The 16,954-nt window shown below is 72.9% G+C and carries 15 protein-coding genes; 5 read left to right on the plus strand and 10 right to left on the minus strand.

Annotated elements, in window-relative coordinates; all coding sequences use genetic code 11:
* Positions 1–3 precede the first annotated feature (3 nt).
* From ABIQ69_RS12915 to ABIQ69_RS12955, 9 genes are all read right to left on the minus strand, one after another.
* Positions 4–903: a carbohydrate ABC transporter permease gene (locus ABIQ69_RS12915; protein ID WP_350350020.1), complete on the minus strand. Its 900-nt coding sequence runs from the start codon at positions 901–903 to the stop codon at positions 4–6.
* A gap of 32 nt (positions 904–935) precedes the next feature.
* A complete protein-coding gene (locus ABIQ69_RS12920; RefSeq protein WP_350347527.1) occupies positions 936–1,949 on the minus strand; it encodes a sugar ABC transporter permease in 1,014 nt (337 codons plus the stop codon).
* 78 nt (positions 1,950–2,027) lie between these two features.
* Entirely contained in the window at positions 2,028–3,308 is a 1,281-nt protein-coding gene (locus tag ABIQ69_RS12925) for an extracellular solute-binding protein (RefSeq protein ID WP_350347528.1), read from the minus strand.
* A 172-nt stretch (positions 3,309–3,480) separates the two neighbouring features.
* Complete coding sequence (locus ABIQ69_RS12930; protein ID WP_350347529.1) at positions 3,481–4,557, minus strand: hypothetical protein; 1,077 nt, start codon at positions 4,555–4,557, stop codon at positions 3,481–3,483.
* A gap of 7 nt (positions 4,558–4,564) precedes the next feature.
* Positions 4,565–5,662: a Gfo/Idh/MocA family oxidoreductase gene (locus ABIQ69_RS12935; RefSeq protein WP_350347530.1), complete on the minus strand. Its 1,098-nt coding sequence runs from the start codon at positions 5,660–5,662 to the stop codon at positions 4,565–4,567.
* The gene (locus ABIQ69_RS12940) at positions 5,659–6,429 is read right to left on the minus strand and encodes a cupin domain-containing protein (RefSeq protein ID WP_350347531.1); all 771 of its coding nucleotides are present in this window, start codon (positions 6,427–6,429) and stop codon (positions 5,659–5,661) included. The genes ABIQ69_RS12935 and ABIQ69_RS12940 overlap by 4 nt, the downstream gene beginning before the upstream one ends.
* Entirely contained in the window at positions 6,426–7,427 is a 1,002-nt protein-coding gene (locus tag ABIQ69_RS12945) for a PmoA family protein (RefSeq protein WP_350347532.1), read from the minus strand. The genes ABIQ69_RS12940 and ABIQ69_RS12945 overlap by 4 nt, the downstream gene beginning before the upstream one ends.
* A gap of 60 nt (positions 7,428–7,487) precedes the next feature.
* Positions 7,488–8,588 carry a M24 family metallopeptidase gene (locus tag ABIQ69_RS12950; RefSeq protein WP_350347533.1) on the minus strand — a complete coding sequence of 367 codons (1,101 nt, stop codon included), beginning with the start codon at positions 8,586–8,588 and terminating at the stop codon, positions 7,488–7,490.
* On the minus strand, positions 8,585–9,604 hold the full coding sequence (locus ABIQ69_RS12955) for a LacI family DNA-binding transcriptional regulator (RefSeq protein ID WP_350347534.1): 1,020 nt from the start codon (positions 9,602–9,604) through the stop codon (positions 8,585–8,587). The genes ABIQ69_RS12950 and ABIQ69_RS12955 overlap by 4 nt, the downstream gene beginning before the upstream one ends.
* Before the next feature lie 166 nt (positions 9,605–9,770).
* Here ABIQ69_RS12955 and ABIQ69_RS12960 point away from each other — a divergent pair, with 166 nt between their 5' ends.
* The 5 genes from ABIQ69_RS12960 to ABIQ69_RS12980 are packed head-to-tail and all read left to right on the plus strand — an operon-like array spanning position 9,771 to position 15,439.
* Positions 9,771–10,694: an NAD(P)-dependent oxidoreductase gene (locus ABIQ69_RS12960; RefSeq protein ID WP_350347535.1), complete on the plus strand. Its 924-nt coding sequence runs from the start codon at positions 9,771–9,773 to the stop codon at positions 10,692–10,694.
* A 26-nt stretch (positions 10,695–10,720) separates the two neighbouring features.
* The gene (locus ABIQ69_RS12965; RefSeq protein WP_350347536.1) at positions 10,721–11,650 is read left to right on the plus strand and encodes a 5-dehydro-4-deoxyglucarate dehydratase; all 930 of its coding nucleotides are present in this window, start codon (positions 10,721–10,723) and stop codon (positions 11,648–11,650) included.
* The gene (locus tag ABIQ69_RS12970; protein ID WP_350347537.1) at positions 11,647–12,738 is read left to right on the plus strand and encodes a mandelate racemase/muconate lactonizing enzyme family protein; all 1,092 of its coding nucleotides are present in this window, start codon (positions 11,647–11,649) and stop codon (positions 12,736–12,738) included. The genes ABIQ69_RS12965 and ABIQ69_RS12970 overlap by 4 nt, the downstream gene beginning before the upstream one ends.
* A 39-nt stretch (positions 12,739–12,777) precedes the next feature.
* The gene (locus ABIQ69_RS12975; RefSeq protein WP_350347538.1) at positions 12,778–14,259 is read left to right on the plus strand and encodes an aldehyde dehydrogenase (NADP(+)); all 1,482 of its coding nucleotides are present in this window, start codon (positions 12,778–12,780) and stop codon (positions 14,257–14,259) included.
* A 22-nt stretch (positions 14,260–14,281) separates the two neighbouring features.
* Positions 14,282–15,439: an MFS transporter gene (locus tag ABIQ69_RS12980; protein ID WP_350347539.1), complete on the plus strand. Its 1,158-nt coding sequence runs from the start codon at positions 14,282–14,284 to the stop codon at positions 15,437–15,439.
* Between the two features lie 39 nt (positions 15,440–15,478).
* On the opposite strand, the gene ABIQ69_RS12985 is transcribed toward ABIQ69_RS12980, so the two are convergent.
* A complete protein-coding gene (locus tag ABIQ69_RS12985) occupies positions 15,479–16,822 on the minus strand; it encodes a Gfo/Idh/MocA family oxidoreductase (protein WP_350347540.1) in 1,344 nt (447 codons plus the stop codon).
* Positions 16,823–16,954 lie beyond the last annotated feature (132 nt).

Genomic DNA, 16,954 nt, shown 5'->3' on the forward strand with positions numbered 1-16,954 from the left:
CGCTCAGCCCTTCAGTCCCTGGGTGGCGACGCCGTCGACCAGGAAGCGCTGGAACACGATGAAGAAGATGAGGATCGGCAGCAGCGCGAGGAACGACACCGCGACGGTGGCCCCGTAGTCGGACGTCGAGGTCTGATCGTTGTACAGCCGCAGCGCGATCGGCAGCGGGTACTCCTCGGGGGTGTTGATGTACAGCAGCGGGCCGAGGAAGTCGTTCCACGTCCAGATGAACGTGAAGATGGCGCTCGTGATGAGGGCCGGCTTGATGAGCGGCAGCATGATCGAGAAGAAGATGCGGATGTGTCCGGCCCCGTCGATGCGCGCCGCCTCGTCCATATCGCGCGGGATGTTGCGGATGAACTGCACGATGAGGAAGACGAAGAACGCCTCGGTCGCGAGGAACTTCGGCAGGATCAGCGGCCAGTACGTGTCGACCAGCTCGAGCTTATTGAACATGATGTACTGCGGGATGATGATCACGTGGAACGGCAGCAGCAGCGTTCCGATCATCGCCGCGAACAGGATGCCCACCCCGCGGAACTTGATCCGCGCGAAGGCGTAGGCCGCCATCGCCGACGACGCGAGCGTGCCGATCACGGCCATCACCGCGATGAACAGCGAGTTCGCGAAGAAGCGCCAGAGCGGGGTGCCGGCGATGCCCTCGACGACCTTCACGAAGTTGTCGAAGGTCGGGTTCTCGGGCAGCAGGCCGGGATTCTGGCCGAACTCGCTCGACGGCTTGAAGGTCGCGAACACCAGCCAGACCAGCGGGTACAGCACGATCGCGGTGAGCGCGAGCAGCACGACGAACCAGACGATCGTGTTCACGGTCTTCCGCTTGATGCGGCGCCGTCCGTCGGCGCCGCGCCGCGCCGCGCCCGTCTCGGTCTCGACCTCGAGCATCGCGGCCCGGTCGGCTTCGAACGTGGAGGTGGTCATCGGTTCTCTCCCGCGTAGTGGACCCAGCTCTTCGACGTCTTGAACAGGATGAGGGCGATGATCGCGACGACCACCACGAGCACCCAGGCCATGGCGGAGGCGTACCCCATCTGCAGGTCGGCGAAGCCGCGCTTGTAGAGGTAGACGGTGTAGAAATTCGTCATGCCGGCGGGCCCGCCGGTGCCGTTGGAGATGATGTACGCCGACGCGAAGACCTGGAATGCGTTGATGAGCTCGAGCAGCAGGTTGAAGAAGATCACCGACGAGAGCATCGGGAAGGTCACCGAGCGGAACTTGCGGAACGGTCCGGCGCCGTCGACCTCGGCCGCCTCGTACAGCTCCTTCGGCACCTGCTTGAGGCCCGCGAGGAAGATGACCATGGGTGCGCCGAACTGCCAGACGGCCAGGAGGATCATCATGGGGATGACGAGGGCGACGTTGCCGACCCATCCCCCGAGGTCGATGCCGAAGAAGCTCAGCGACGTGTCGACCGGACCGTCGGTGGAGAACATCGCACGCCACACGATCGCGACCGACACGGAGGCGCCGATGAGCGAGGGCGCGTAGAAGGCGGAGCGGAAGAAGCCCGACCCGCGGTCGCGATAGTTCAGCAGCATCGCCACGCCGAGGGCGGCGGCGAGCTTGATCGGAGTGCCGACCAGGACGTAGACGAGCGTGATCTGCACCGACTGCAGGTACTGCGGGTCTTCGGTGAACATCCGCACGAAGTTGTCGAGGCCGACCCACTCGGGGTCTTTGAAGAGGTTGTACTTCGTGAAGGCGAGGTAGAGCGAGTAGATCATCGGGCCGAGCGTGAGCCCGAGGAAGCCGATGAGCCAGGGCACGAGGAAGCCGTACCCGGCGAGGGCTTCGCGTCGATCGGCGCTGCGTCGTCCCGGGCTCGCGACGGGGCCGCGACCCCGTTCGGCTCGGCGCAGCTCGCGTCGCAGCGCCTTCTGGTCGGCTCCCGCCGTGACGATGGATCGGGTGCTGGTGCTGGTGGTGCTCATGTGGGTCTCCCGGCTCCTGCTGAGCGTACCGGGGCCCGGCCCTGCCTGGCCGGGCCCCGGGTGGTGCTGGTCGAGCGCCTACTGGTTGAGGACGACGTCCATCTCGTTGAAGAACTGCTCGACGGCCTCGTCGACGGTCAGGGTGCCGTAGCCGAGCTCCTGTCCGATCTGGCGGAACTTCTCCTCGAGGGTGCCGTAGCCGACGATCGGCACGGGCGGCGCGTCGCCGAGGCGGTCCTCGATGGATGCCTCGTAGTCGGCGATCTGCTGGCTCAGCGGGTCGAGGTCCGCGCCCTCGAGCGCGGTCTCCGAGGCGGGCAGGCCGCGGTTGGTGCCGAACGCCTCACCCGACGCGGGCGAGTTGACGAGGAAGTTCACGAGCGTCGCCGCGGCCTCGGGGTGCTCGGTCTTCGCGGAGATCGAGTGCAGCATCGACGGCTTGAGGTAGAGGTCCTTCGCGCCCTCCTCGGTGACCGGCGGCTCGACGAGACCGAGTTCGGTGAAGTCCGCGCCCAGGTTGCCGAGGTAGCCGGCGCCGAAGTTGTCCCACGTGAGTTCGCTCGCGGTCAGCGCCGAGTCGAAGCCGGAGAGCGGGTAGATCTCCTCGAGGCGCTGCTGGCCGATGACGGTGCCGTCGGTGCGGATGCCCTCGCCCTGCTCCCAGAACGCCGCGAGGTCGTCCTCGGTGAAGTTGGGCTCGCCGTCCTCGGTGAAGAGGTCTTCGCCCTTGGCGCGCTGCTGGATCTCGAAGTTCTGGATGCGGCCGGTCCAGTCGGTGCCGCCCCAGAGCTCGATGCCCTTCGCGGCCGCCGCGTCGGTGACCTCCTTCATCCAGGCGTCGTAGTCCTCCCAGTCGCCGCCGGCGAACTCCTCGACGCCCGCCTGCTCCAGGAGCTTGGGGTTGGTGTAGAGGCCCCACGCGTTGGTCGAGGTCGGGATGCCGGTGGTCTCGCCGCCGACGACGCCGATGTCGAGGATGTTCTGCGCCAGCGGCTCGGTGTCGATGATGTTGCCGAGGTAGGGCTCGAGGCCGAGCAGGAGCCCGTTCTCGGAGTACTGGCGCAGGTAGGAGTAGTCGAACTGCATGACGTCGGGCAGCCCGCCACCGGCCGCCTCCGTCTGGCGCTTCTCCCAGTACTCGGGGAAGGCCAGGAAGGAGGTCTGCACCGTGATGTTCGGGTACTCCTCGTTGAACGCCGCGATGGCCGCGTCGTAGAGCTCGGCGCGCACGTCGTTGCCCCAGAACGTGAGGGTCAGCGTGACCTTCTCGTCGGGGTCGAAGCTGGGGGCCGCGTCGCTGCCGCCGCCTCCGACGGAGCATGCGGTGAGTGCGAGCGCGGCGCCGGCCGCGAGGGCCATGGCCGCGACGCCTGCACGGCGCCTGCGAATATCGAACATCGTTGTCCTCCCGGAAACGTCTCTGTCTCTGCCTGGTGCTGGGTGGGGCTTGCACTTGGGAAAGCGCTTCCCACACGGTAGCCCACCGATCCGACTCGGTCAATCTGAAACGCAAAATCGTTTCAACGACGCGTCACGATTGGGTCACGTGCCCGGCCGCCGCCTTGCCGGTCGGGCCGGGCGGCTCGGTCACCCCGCCCGACCGGCGGCCAACGAGCACGCCGTCGACGACGTCGAGCCGGGCGAGGTGCACCGCGCTCACGCGCGACGCCCGGCCCGGCTCCGAACCGAGCTCCGAGCCGTCCCACCAGGGATGCGTGAAGTAGTACAGACGCGCTCGATCGCCCTCCACCACGACGTCGCCATGCCGGCCGAACGTGCGATCCTCCCGATGCGCGCCCGGGCGGGCGAGGATCACGTCGTCGGCCCCGCCCTGACGGGTCCACGCGATCGCGTCCGCCGAGCGGTGCACCGCCATCCCGCGCCACTCGTCGACGAGCATCCACCACCACCCGCCGAGCTCGAACACGTTCGGGCCCTCGTGCGGGCGCCCGGCGATCACGCGCCCCTCGACCCGCCACGACGCCAGATCGTCGCTCACGGCCGACCACGTCATCGACCCGTCCGCCTCGTCCTTGTACCAGAGCCGCCACCGGCCGTCTGGGCAGCGGGCGACGCACGCATCGATGACCCGGTCGCTCGAGAGCGCCAGGTCGCCGACCGCGTGCCACCGGCGCAGGTCGTCGCTCACGTACTCGCGGATCGCCCTCGGATGCCCCGGCCAGGCGTCGGGCACGCCGCGCACCACGGTGAGGTACATCCGGTACCGGGCGCCATCCCAGACGACCTCCGGCGCCCAGTGCGTATGCGGACCCGGGCCGTCCCCTGGCACGTCGAGCCCGTCGAGCACGCCGTCGTAGCGCCACGCGAGCCCGTCGTCCGACCGGGCCACCGCGATCCGGCTGCCGTGCACCCAGGCGACCCCTTCGGCTTCCACCTGTGCGCGGCGCTGCGTGGTGAACATCCACCACTCCCCCGTCGTCCGGTGCCGGATGACGGTCGGGTCGGCCGCGCCGTCGGTGACGGGGTCGTGGTACGGCTCCGGCCAGGGCAGCTGAGCCTCGGAGTCGGCCACGAGCAAGTCGCGCGCGACCGGGCCGGTCTCGGCGGGGTCGCGCTCGTCCGGGCCGGTCTCGCCGGGGTCGACCACGGCCCGGTCAGCCCCGGCCCGGGCGGCGCTCGATGACCGGCGCCTCGAGGCTGCGCCGACGGGCGGGGTCGGCGCGCAGCGTGTCCGGCGTCACCGCGGCGCCGGTCGCGGCCGACGAGGAGACGGCGGTCACGAGCTCGAACGAGCGCGCCGGGTCGGCCGCGACGAGCGGCAGCGGCGCGTCGGAGCGGAGCGCGTCGTACACCTCGCGGATGAATGGCACGTGTCCGCTGCCCTCCTCCCGGGCGGGCAGCGCCCAGGTCTCGGCCTCCGCCGCAGGCACGTGCGGCGCCGGCGTGATCCGCCAGTGCTCGTGCGCGTGACCGTAGAGGTGGTCGACCGTGATCGTCGCCCGCTCGGTGTCGATGCGGATCGAGCTGGTCTCGCGCGGGGAGACGGCGCTCGTGATCACCGACGCGACGGCGCCGTTCGCGAAGCCGATGACGGCCGTCGAGACGTCCTCCGTCTCCGTCTCGCGGCCGAGGCGCCACAGCCGGCCCTCGACGCTCGTCCAGTCGCCGAGGAGCCAGGCGAGCAGATCGATCTGGTGGATGCCGTGGCCGAGCGTCGGCCCGCCGCCCTCGGTCGCCCAGGATCCGCGCCACGGCACCTCGAAGTAGGCGTCGTCGCGGTACCACAGCGTCTGGCAGGTCGCGACGAGCGGGCGGCCGAAGGCGCCGTCGTCGAGCAGCCGGCGCACGTGCGCCGCCGCCGTCCCCGTGCGCTGCTGGAAGACGACCGCGAGGCGGCGACCCGCACGCTCCGCCGCCGAGAGCATCTCGTCGAGCTCGTCGAGCGATCGTGCGGGCGGCTTCTCGACGATGACGTCGAGCCCGGCCTGGAGTGCGCGGATCGCCTGCTCGGCGTGCACACCCGGAGGCGTGCAGACATGCAGCACGTGCAGCGGCTCGGCGGCGAGGAGCGCCTCGAGGTCGTCGAAGACGACGGGCACGCCGTACCGCTCGGCGAACCGCTCGGCTGCCTGGGGGTCGCGGTCGACGACGGCGACGAGCTCGGCGTCGGGGTACGCCGCGATCGCCTCCGCGTGGGCGTGGGCGATCGCGCCGGTGCCGATGATGGCGGCGCGCAGGAGCTGACGGGTCACAGGGATGGTCCTCTCGGGGTCGGTGCCGGGTCGGCCTGGGGGGCCGGCTGCAGGGTGGACGTCGCCGGTTCGGCGACCGCACGCACGAGGCGGCCGCACATGCCGAGCGCAGCACTCGCGCCGGCGATGCGGACGCCGGCGTCGAAACCCGGCACCGCACCTCGGGCGAGTGTCGCGAGGCGCGCTCGGTCGTCGGCGACGACGGATGCCACGTCCCGGTCGAAGGCCTCGAGCCAGCCTCCTGCGGCCGGCGCCGACAGGGCCGCCGCACGCTCGAGCAGCCGCCGGTAGGAGCGCACGTCGCCGCGTTCGGCGGCGCGGCGCAGCTCGAGGAATCCCTCCACCGCGAGATCACGTCTTCGCCGCGCGGCGGTCTCGGGATCGAGCTCGGGCAGGCGGCGCGCGGCGTGGTACCGCTGCGGGTCGGCGAGCACCTCGTCGGGGAACGTGAGCACCGCATCGCCGGCCTCGGGCAGCCCGGCGTTCGACATCACCACGAAGGCCCGGAGCCCGCCGTCGTTCACGGCCCGGTGCACGGTTCCCGCGCCGAACCAGACCACCGAGCCCGCCTCGACCGGCCGCTCGTGGAACCCCTCCGCGTCGATCGAGTGCACGCGGCCCCGCCCGCCCGTCACAAGGTAGGCCTCCGCCGAGACGAGATGCAGGTGCGGGCTGCCGCCCGCGAGACCGTCGGGGGCCGCCGAGTCGTAGACCTCGAGCTCGCTCACCGACGTCGCCCCGGGGAAGCCGGGCAGCACCGCGCTCATGAGCCGCTCGTCCGGGCCGCCGCGGCATCGGCGTCAGGCGCCCGGTGGGCCGAGGCATCCGCTTCGCTCGCCGACGCGACCGCCGGCCCAGCCGTGAACACCGCCCGGCCGTGCTCGGCGAGCTCCGCCGCCCGCGCCGGATCGGCGTCGCCGTCGGCGACGACGACCGCGACCCGTTCGACGAGGTCGCCCCCGGCGGGCACCACGTGCTCCTCGCTGAAGAACGGAGCGGGGCAGAGGCAGGCGAAGTCGTCGCTCCGCGCGAACCACTGAGGCGGGTGCGCCACGTTCGCAGGATGGTCGACCATCACGATCGTGGAGTGCGCACCGGTGCCGTCGTGGCGGCCGGTGAACCCGAACCACGGGGCGCGCTCGCCGCGCAGCTCGTCGCCTCCCGATCGGCCGGGGGCGAGGATGGTGCCGCCCGTGAAGGAGCGCGGTCCCCGCCAGAACAGGCCGCCGTACCCGGCGTTGTCGCGGCCGCGCGTGGTGGGCGAGCCGATGGGGATGGGCGCACTCGAGACGTTCCGCATCCTGGTGGCGAACCCGAGCACCCAGGTCGTCTCGTCGACGACCTGGACGCTGAGCTCCCGGCGCTCGTCGAACCAGGTGGCACCGGCCTCGGTGATCCAGTCGAGCTCCTCGACGACGCGCCCGGTCTCCCCCGAGCGGACCTCGGCGAACCCGCGGTGCCGTTGCGCGCCGTTGTTCGGCAGCTGCACGTAGCCCTCGCCGCGGACGAACGTCGGCCCGCCCCAGAAGTTCTCGTCGCCGACGACGGGCAGCGACCACGCGATGCCCTTGTGCCAGACATGGTCGTGCGGTCGATAGAGGCTCACCACCTCGCCGCCGAGCGTGCGGATGGGGCTGAGGTACGGACGCGGCGACTCGAGCACCGGGTCGCCGGGGTGGAAGACGTAGTCGAGCAGCTCGCGCTCGCCGGCGCGCACGCGCAGGCGGTCGGATGCCTCGTCGATGCGGATATCGGGCTGGGGCACCGTCGGTCCTCCGGGTCCTCGCGCGGATGGGAAAGCGTTATCCCGATCCAGGCTACACGCTCAGCGCAGGAGGGACACGGGTCTGGCCCGTCCGCCGACGTCGATGCTCGGCCAGGCGGGGTCGATGGTCAGGACCTCGAAGCCCGTCGCGTCGCGGACGACGGTGTCCTCGACCTTCGCCCCCGGCGCGCTCGGGTTCCAGGCGAACGCCTGACCCACCTGCACGAGCTCGCCGATACCCGGCACCGCCCGCGGATCGCGCCCGACGTAGCCCGCCGCGCCGCCCTGGTGGTGGCGCCGCCACTCCTCCGCGTCGAAGCCGTGTCGCGCGTACGCCGCCGCGCCGGCCGCGAACGCCTCGCCGAGCGTCGCGCCCGGCCGGGTCGCGTCGAGGAAGGCCCGCTCGACCTCGAGCATGCGCGCCTCGTCGTCGCGCCACGCGAGACGGGCCGCACGGGTCGGGCCCTCGGCGGCCGCGGTGAAGGCCACCCAGCGCGTGAGGTTCGCAATGAGTCCGTGCCGTCGCGCGCACGCAACCAGCATGGCCCGGCCGCCGAGCACGCCGTCGGTCGGCAGCGGATGCCGGTGAGCCAGCCGGCCCTCGCCCGCCACGAGCACGACCAGCGGGTCGATCCCGCGTTCGACGAGCGCGCCTGCGATCCGGGCCGCGGCGCGCCGCTCCGACCAGGACGGGTCGAGCTCGCCGGCGACGGCGGTCATGACCTCGGCCGCCTCGCGCCCGAGCCGCCGGAACCGTTCGCGCTCGGCCGGCAGGAGCACGGCGCGCGCGGCGCGGAGCTCGGCCGCCGCATCGGCTTCCTCGAGGTCGGCGATTCCCGCCGGCGCGAGCGCCTCGTGCCAGGCGATCGGATGCAGCGCCCGCAGGTCGCCGGGGGCGAGCTCCTCCGCGGCGAGGCGGTCGGCCTCGTTGGCGAGCACGCGGATCTCATCGCCCGAACGGTCGACGACGACGGCGAGCACCGGATCACCCGCGAGCGACACGTGGCTCCGCACGCCGTCGAGGTACCACGCGATCGCCGCGTGCGAGCGGAGCACGATCGACTCGACCCCGCGCTCGTCGAGCAGGGCGAGGATCCGTCGCCGCTTCGCGGCGCGGTCGTCGGCCGACGGCGAGGCCCAGGCCGCGGGTGCCGCGGTCATCGCGCCGCCCCCGCTCGGACCTCGGCCGTGCTCGCGCGCGCTTCGAGCCGCGGCCGGAAGACGACGGCGTGGCCCGCGGGCTCGCCCGCGATGAGGGCGTGCAGCCGCGACCAGACCTGGGCGCCGAGCTCCGCGCGCGGCACCGAGAGGCTCGTCAGCGACGGCGTCGCGTAGGCCGCCATGGGGATGTCGTCGAACCCCGCCACCGAGAGCTCGCCCGGCACGTCGATGCCCAGCTGCCGGAGGCGTGTCAGCAGCCCGAGGGCGACGAGGTCGTTGAACGCGAGGACCGCCGTGACCCCGCCGCGGGCCGCTGCGGCCACGCCCTCCGCCGCGGCGAATCCGTCGTCGAGCCGTGAGCCGCACGGTTCGACCGCGATCTCGAGCGTCGCATCGGCGGCGAGGGCGTCGGCGACGCCGCGCAGCCGTTCGTCGTTGGAGGCGCTTCGCTCGGGTCCGGCGAGGTAGAGCATCCGGCGGTGGCCGAGCCCCGCGAGGTGCTCGATGAGATCGCGGATGCCTCGGGCGTAGTCGACTCCGACCACCGGCGTCCCTGGCACGACGCGATTGACCACGACGACGGGGTCGAGTCGGGCGGTGAGGCGGGCGAGCTTCGCGGCCGGCAGCCGCGGCGCGCACAGGACGATCGCGTCGGTGCGCTCGCGCGCCTCGATCGCGGTCGGCTCCTCCTCGTCGACGCGCTCGACGGTGTCGGCGACGAGCACCCGGTACCCATCTTCGGCAGCCGCGACGCTGAGGCCCTTGAGGATGCCCTGGAAGAGCGGGTTCTCGAGGTCGGGCACGACCATCGCGACGGTGTGGTTCCGGCCCTGCACGAGGCTGCGCGCCGCGAGGCTCGGCCGGTACCCGAGCTCGGCGATGGCGCGCTGAACGGTGCGCACGATCTCGGGATCGACCGACGCCTTGCCGTTCAGCACGCGCGAGACGCTCGCCGGCGATACTCCGGCGCGGGCCGCGACATCGGCGATGGTGGCCGGCCTGGCGCGCTCGGTCATCGCACTCCTCTTCCGATCGGGAAATCGATTCCCCATCCTATGGGGATCGTTTGCCGAGCATGCGCGGATTCTGTAGGCTCACGCCGAGAAATCGTTTTCCCGGTCGATCGCCGCCCGTGATGCGAGGGTGCGGCGATGAGAACGGATGCCCCAGCGAAGGAGTCCCATGCGCGTGCTCGTCACCGGTTCGGCCGGCCGGCTCGGCCGGAGCACGGCGCTCGGCCTCGTCGCCGCGGGCCACGACGTGGTCGGGGCAGACCGGGTCACCGCCGGCCTCCCGGGGGTCGACGAGCGCCTCGCCGACCTCGCCGACGCCCGGGCCGCCCGCGATCTCCTCGCCGAGGTGCGCCCTGACGCCGTCGTCCATCTGGCCGCGATCGCGGTGCCGTTCAGTGCGCCGGAGGACGTGATCCTCGCGACGAACACGGCCATCGCGCACGCCGTGCTCGGCGCTTCCGCCGAGGCGGGCGTCGGCCGCGTCCTCGCCGCGAGCAGCCCGACCGTCATCGGGTACGGCGTGCCGACGTGGCATCCCGAGCGGTTGCCGCTCGACGAGACGCACCCGGTCGCCCCCTCGAACGCGTACGCGCTCTCGAAGGTCGTGATCGAGGAGCTCGTCCGCATGTTCACACGCACCTCGGCGGGCGCCTTCGGGTTCTTCCGGCCGTGCTACGTGATCTCCCCCGAGGAGTGGGCGGGCGCGCCGACCCAGCAGGGCCACACGATCGCCGAGCGGCTCGCCGAGCCCGCCCTCGCGGCGGTGAGCCTCTTCAACTACGTCGACGCCCGCGACGCCGCCGACTTCGTCGCCGCCTGGCTCGAGGCGCCGGCCCGGGCCGTCGACGGCGAGGGCTTCTTCGTCGGCGCCACCGACGCGCTCGCCGTGCGGCCGGTCTCCGAGCTCTGGCGGGCGTCGGCGCCCGCGCTCGGCGAGGCGGCCGACGCGCTCACGGGCACGAGCCCGGTGTTCTCCTCGGCCAAGGCCGAGCGACTGCTGGGCTGGCGCGCCCGCCGGACCTGGCGCAGCGAGCTCGACGCCGACGCGGCGCGCGCCGTGCCGGCCCTGATCGGAGAGGTGGGTTCGTGGTGAGTGGGGTTTCGGGGTTCGATGGGGTGTTGTTCTTCCCGGTGACGCCGTTCGATGCGGCGGGTCGGGTGGATGTGGACCTGCTGGGCGAGCAGGTGCAGGACCGGTTGGGGTACGGGCCGGGTGGGGTGTTCCCGGCGTGCGGGACGGGTGAGTTCCATGCCCTGTCCGCCGCCGAGGTCGCGACCGTGGTGCGGGCGACGGTGGCGGCGGTCGGCGGGCGGGTGCCGGTGATCGCGGGCTCCGGGGGGCCGCTCGGGCATGCGATCCAGACCGCGGTCTCAGCGCAGGAGGCGGGTGCGGACGGGTTGCTGCTGCTGCCGCCGTACCTCGTGTCGGGCACCACGGACGGGCTGGTGGGCTGGGTCGAGGCGATCACCGCAGCCACCGACCTGCCGGTGATCGTGTATCACCGGGCGACGGCGAGGTACACCCCGGAGGCGATGACCCGGCTGGCGGGCAACCCGAAGGTGATCGGGTTCAAGGACGGGGTCGGTGATATCGGGTTGGCGCAGGAGATCGTGCTGGCCGCCCGGGCCACGGGCCGGGAGCTGGCGTTGTTCAACGGGTTGCTGACCGCGGAGCTGAGCCAGGGCGCGTACCGCGGCATCGGGATCCCGTTGTACTCCTCGGCCGTGTTCGCGATGCTGCCCGAAGTCGCGTCGGCGTACTACCGCGCCTACGTCGGCGGTGACGAGCAGACCCGGGTTCGCCTGTTGGACGGGTTCTACCGTCCGTTGGTCGCGCTCCGGGACGAGACGCCCGGGTTCGGGGTCTCCCTCGTCAAGGCCGGGCTCCGGGCCCGCGGCGTCCCGGTCGGGCCGGTCCGACCACCCCTGGTCGATCCGACCCCCGACCAGGAACACCGCCTCACCGACCTCCTGAACACCGGACTCCGACTCCTCACCAACCACGACGCCAGGGCCGCCGAGCCCGTCACGTCGGGCATCGCACGATGACCGCCGTCATCCGCCGGCTCGAGACCCGGCTGCTCCGGGCCCCGCTCAGCCGGCCGTGGGGCGTCGACCGCACCTCGCTCGACCTCATCGCAGTCGAGGTCGAGGATGACGAGGGCGCCGTCGGCCACGGCCTCAGCTGGACGCCGACGATCGGCGGGTCCGCCGTGCAGGCGATGCTCGAGCGCGACATCCGCGACGCCGTCCTCGGCGGGCCCGCTGACGCGCGCGCCGTCTGGCAGCCGCTCTGGGAGCACCTGCACGAGGCGGGCGGCGGCGGTGTGACGACCATGGCCATGGCGGGGCTCGACCTCGCCCTCTGGGATCTCGCGGCGCGGCGGTCCGGTGTCGCGATCGCCGATCATCTCGGCCGGCGCCGCGACCGGGTCCGCGCGTACGGCAGCGGCATCAACCGCCACTACCCGCTCGACGAGCTCGTCGCCCAGGCCGAGCGCTGGGTCGCGGCGGGCTTCGACGCCGTGAAGGTGAAGGTCGGCCGGCCCGACCTCGCCGACGACGTGGCCCGCGTCCGCGCCGTGCGCGAGGTGATCGGGTCCGACCGCGACCTGATGATCGACGCGAACCAGCTCTGGAGCCTCGACCAGGCGCTCCGCGCCATGGAGGCGCTCGCGCCGTTCGGGCTGCGCTGGATCGAGGAGCCGCTCCGTGCCGACGATCTCTCCTCGCACATCCGGCTCGCGGCGACGATCGACGTCCCGATCGCGGCGGGCGAGAACCTGTACACGGGCTACCGGTTCGCCGAGTTCATCGACGCGGGCGCCGCGCAGATCGTGCAGCCCAACGTCGTGCGGGTCGGCGGCATCACGCCGTTCCTCGAGATCGCGGGGCTCGCGGCCGACCGCGGCGTCGAGCTCGCACCGCACCTCCTGGTCGACCTGAGCGCCCAGCTCGCGATGGCCGTCGAGGCGGAGATCGCCGTCGAAGCGGCCGAGGACGCCGCCTTCGCGGAGCTCGGCGTGCTGGCCGACGACGCGCCGGTGGCCGTCGAGGCCGGGTGGGCGCGCGACACGCGTCAGCCGGGGCTCGGCGTCCGGCTGCGGGATGCCCCGATCGCGGCCACCCTCGCCTGACGATGTGACACGCTGGAACACCCACCACCGGAGGTTCGAATGACCGACCAGATCGCCGCCCCGACGCCCTCGACGACCGTGGCGGTGCCGGTGGGGTTGGGGGGTGCGGCGTCGGCGGCGCGGGAGGCGTTCGGGGTGACGGTGACGTCGTCTGCGGTGGAGCGTGCGGCCTGGTTGCGGGCCGGAGCGGAGGCGCTGGACGGGCACCTGGACGAGCTCGTGCCGTTGGCCGATGAGGAGACCCACCTCGGCACGGCGCGGCTGACGGGCGAGCTGGCTCGCACGAGTGCGCAGTTGCGGTTGTTCGCCGGCGTCGTGCTCGAGGGCTCTTACCTGGAGGCCACGATCGATCACCCCGACCCGGCCGCGACCCCGCCCCGACCCGATCTGCGGCGGATGCTGCGCCCGCTCGGACCGGTCGCGGTGTTCGGGGCGTCGAACTTCCCGTTCGCGTTCTCCGTCGCCGGCGGCGATACCGCGTCCGCGCTGGCCGCGGGCTGCCCGGTGATCGTGAAGAACCACTCCGCGCACGCCCGCCTGGGCCGCCGCACCGCGGAGATCGTCACCGCCGCCCTCCAGGCGGCGGGCGCCCCGGCCGGGATCCTCACCCTCGTCGAGGGGCGGCAGGCCGGTGCCGACCTGGTCGCCCACCCCGCGGTGCGGGCGGTCGGGTTCACCGGGTCGCTGCACGGCGGGCGGGCCCTGTTCGACCTCGCGACCGGGCGACCCGACCCGATCCCGTTCTACGGCGAACTCAGCGCCGTCAACCCCGTCCTGATCACCCCCGCCGCCCTCGCCGCCCGCGCCGGTGAGCTCGCAGCCGGGCTGGCCGGGTCGTTCACCCTCGGGGTCGGCCAGTTCTGCACGAACCCCGGTGTGGTGCTCGTCCCGGCCGGGTCCGGGTTCGCCGACCTCGTCACGACCGCGGTCGGCACCCCCACCCCGGCCCGCATGCTCACCGACGGCATCGCCGACGCCTACGCGCAGGGCCTTGCCGGCCTCGCCGCCCACGACGGCGTCGAGCTCGTCACCGGCCGGCTCACCCAACTGCCCGGCACCGGCACCCCCACCGTGCTGGCCACGACCGCCCAGGCCGTGCTCGAGGACCCGGCGGTGCTCCTGACGGAGTGCTTCGGCCCGGCCACCCTGATCGTCGAATACGACCACCCCGACGACGCGCTCGACGTCATCCGAGCCGTCGGCGGCAGCCTCACCGCGACCGTGCACGCCGAACCCCACGAAGACCTCACCAGCATCGTGGCCGTGCTCACCGAGATCGCCGGACGGATCCTGTTCACCGGGTGGCCCACCGGCGTCGCCGTCAGCTGGGCCCAACACCACGGCGGACCCTGGCCCGCCACGACCTCCATCCACACCAGCGTCGGCGCCACCGCCATCCGCCGCTTCCTCCGCCCCATCACCTACCAAGACGCCCCCGAGACCGTCCTCCCACCCGAACTCCGCGACACCAACCCCCACCGCATCCCCCGCCGCATCAACGGCCAACTCCAGCTCCCGTGACCCGCTGCGAGACCGCGCTCGAATGAGCGCCGCCGGCTATCTCTCGGTCGCGACGCCGCTCCGCCTGTCGGTCGGCGGCACCACCGTCGCGCTGCCGATCCTCGCGGTCGAGGCACTCGGCGACGTCGCGCTCGGCGGCCTGCTCGCCGCGGCCTGCCTCGCCCCCAGCATCCTCGCCGCGCCGTTCGTCGGGGCGCTCCTCGACCGGACGCGGCATCCGCGCCTGCTCATCGCCGCCGCAGGGCTCGTGACGGCGCTCGGCACGCTGGTCGCCGCGTTCCTCGGCCTGCTGCCGACCGCGGTCGTCGCGCTCTCGGTCGTCGCCGCCGGAGCCACCACGCCCTTCTTCATGGGCGGCCTGTCGAGCTTCGTCACCGAGGAGGTGCCGGGCGAGCGCCGCGCCTATGCTCTCGACGCCCTCTCGTACAACCTCGGCTCGGTGGCCGGCCCGGCGATCGTGGCCGCGGCCGCGGCGCTCGGGTCGGCGCGCGTCGCCCTCGTGCTCATGGCGGTCGCGGCTCTGGCCGGCGCGGCCGCGACGGCGCTCACTCGACTGCGTCCGCTCGGTGCCGAGCCTCGCTCGATGGGTGCGGCCATGCGGGCCGGCCTCCGCCACATCGTGCGGTACCGCCCGATCGCCGTCGTGACCGCGTCGGGCACGCTCAGCCAGTTCGGCGCCGGCGGGCTCGCCGTCGCGGCGGTCGCCCTCTCCACCGAACGGGTGGGCACGCCCGACCAGGGCGCGATCGTCGTGGCCGCCTTCGCCGTCGGCGGGCTGCTCGGGGCGCTCGCGATCTCGCTGCGCCCGGTGCGGATGCCGCCCGAATGGGAGATGGGCACCGGCTTCGCCGCCACCGGCCTCCTCACGATCGTCGCCGCCATCGACCTCGGCACGTGGTGGACGACGGCGCTCATCGGGCTGTCGGGCCTGTTCACCGCGTCGAGCTCGGCGGCGATGCTGCTGCTCCGTAAACAGCAGAGCCCGCCCGGCGTCCGCTCGCAGGTCTTCACGGTCGGCGCCGGGCTCCGCGCCTCGGCCGCGGCCGTGGGCGCCGCCGTCGCCGGACTCGCGGCCGGCATCGGCGGCGGGTGGCTCATCGCCGCCATCGGCGTCGTCTGGGTCGCCTCCGCCCTGCTGCTGCTCGCCTACCCGCCGGGGACGCGCCCGATCGACGGCTGACCGCGTCGGGCGCGACCGGGCCAGGGCCGACGCAACGGCTCAGCCCGCGAGCCCCAGGTCGGCGATCCGCACCGGCTCACCCGTCTCGAGCGACCGGTTGCCGGCGATGCCCACCGAGACGGCGCGGACGCCGTCGGCGTAGCCGGCGACGCGACCGAGCGGCGCGTCATCCGTCACCCGGCCGAACAGCTGCCGGAGCAGGTACGCGTCACCGCCGCCGTGGCTGCCGATGCCCTCGGGGATCGGGACGACCTCGGCGCCCTCCCAATGCCGCTGCACCACGAGCCGCTCACCGTCGGGCCGCACCTCGTCGACGGGCGAGAGGTCGGGGTGCATGCTCGGGTCGACCACGACCCGTCCGTCGTCGGCGAGGCGCACGGCGCCGCGCTCGACGACCTCGAGCTCGGCCCGCCCCTCGGTGCCGTTCACCGTGACGCGGTAGCCCTCCCACGGCGCGTGCGCGTTCAGCGAGTAGCTCATCGTCGCGCCGGTGTCGTAGTCGACGAGCGCGGCGAGATTGTCCTCGATGGTGATGCCGGGGTCGAACACGTCGCGGTCGCGGAGGTAGCCGTCGTGGTGCTCGGTGTCGAGGTAGAGCTCCTTCAGCCGCGCGTCGGCCGCCAGGTCGAGCGCGAACGGGTCGCCGGTCGTGCCGGTGCCGCGCTCGGGTCGCGCGCCGAGTCCACGGGCGGCGGCGTTCTCGGCGCCGTAGAACCGCAGGCCGCCGCTCGCGAACACGCGCACCGGGGCCGCCTGGATCCACCAGTTCACGAGGTCGAAATGGTGCGAGGCCTTGTGGATGAACAGGCCTCCCGAGTTCGCCTTGTCGCGGTGCCAGCGACGGAAGTAGTCGGCGCCGTGCACCGTGTCGAGCGCCCACTCGAAGTGCACGCTCGTCACGCGGCCGATGCGGCCGTCGGCGATGACCTGTCGGAGCGTCGAGTTGCGCGGGCTGTAGCGGTAGTTGAACGTCGTGATGACCTCGCGCCCGGTCTCGGCGATCGCCGCGCCGATCCGCCGGACGCTCTCCGCGTCGATCGTGAGGGGCTTCTCGACGACGACGTCGGCACCCGCGCGGAGGGAGCGGACGATGAAGTCCGCGTGCGTGACATCGGGCGTCGTGATGATGACGCGGTCGAGCCGCTCGTCGGCGATCATGCGCTCCAGGGCGTCCGGCGCGTACCTCGCCGGAGCGGAATGGCCGGCGGCGACGACCTCGCGCTCGTAGACGTCGAGGCGTCCGGGGTTGGCATCGCTCCACGCGACGAGCTCGGCGAGCTCTGGCACCTGCTCCGCGCCGGTCACGGTGCCCGTCATCGCGCCGATGTACATGCCGGCGCGGCTGCCCGTGCCGATGAGTCCGTACCGTTCGCGCTGCGTCATCGCGTGCTCCTGCCGTTGGACCAGAAATCGTTTTCCCGCGCGCGCTCGGGCGCGTCGAGGGGTGAACGGATGCCACTGGGAAAGCGTTATCTCGGTTCGCTATCCTTTGTAGCAGCCCGCCGCACCGCCGCC

The sequence above is a fragment of the Agromyces sp. G08B096 genome, assembly GCF_040267705.1.
Taxonomy (GTDB): Bacteria; Actinomycetota; Actinomycetes; order Actinomycetales; family Microbacteriaceae; genus Agromyces.

Coding starts and splice junctions, on each gene's coding strand:
- ABIQ69_RS12925 (WP_350347528.1), bottom strand. CDS start 3,308: ATGGCCCTCGCGGCCGGCGCCGCGCTCGCACTCACCGCATGCTCCGTC.
- ABIQ69_RS12975 (WP_350347538.1), top strand. CDS start 12,778: ATGACCGACCAGATCGCCGCCCCGACGCCCTCGACGACCGTGGCGGTG.
- ABIQ69_RS12985 (WP_350347540.1), bottom strand. CDS start 16,822: ATGACGCAGCGCGAACGGTACGGACTCATCGGCACGGGCAGCCGCGCC.
- ABIQ69_RS12920 (WP_350347527.1), bottom strand. CDS start 1,949: ATGAGCACCACCAGCACCAGCACCCGATCCATCGTCACGGCGGGAGCC.
- ABIQ69_RS12970 (WP_350347537.1), top strand. CDS start 11,647: ATGACCGCCGTCATCCGCCGGCTCGAGACCCGGCTGCTCCGGGCCCCG.
- ABIQ69_RS12955 (WP_350347534.1), bottom strand. CDS start 9,604: ATGACCGAGCGCGCCAGGCCGGCCACCATCGCCGATGTCGCGGCCCGC.
- ABIQ69_RS12915 (WP_350350020.1), bottom strand. CDS start 903: ATGCTCGAGGTCGAGACCGAGACGGGCGCGGCGCGGCGCGGCGCCGAC.
- ABIQ69_RS12980 (WP_350347539.1), top strand. CDS start 14,282: ATGAGCGCCGCCGGCTATCTCTCGGTCGCGACGCCGCTCCGCCTGTCG.
- ABIQ69_RS12950 (WP_350347533.1), bottom strand. CDS start 8,588: ATGACCGCGGCACCCGCGGCCTGGGCCTCGCCGTCGGCCGACGACCGC.
- ABIQ69_RS12940 (WP_350347531.1), bottom strand. CDS start 6,429: ATGAGCGCGGTGCTGCCCGGCTTCCCCGGGGCGACGTCGGTGAGCGAG.
- ABIQ69_RS12960 (WP_350347535.1), top strand. CDS start 9,771: ATGCGCGTGCTCGTCACCGGTTCGGCCGGCCGGCTCGGCCGGAGCACG.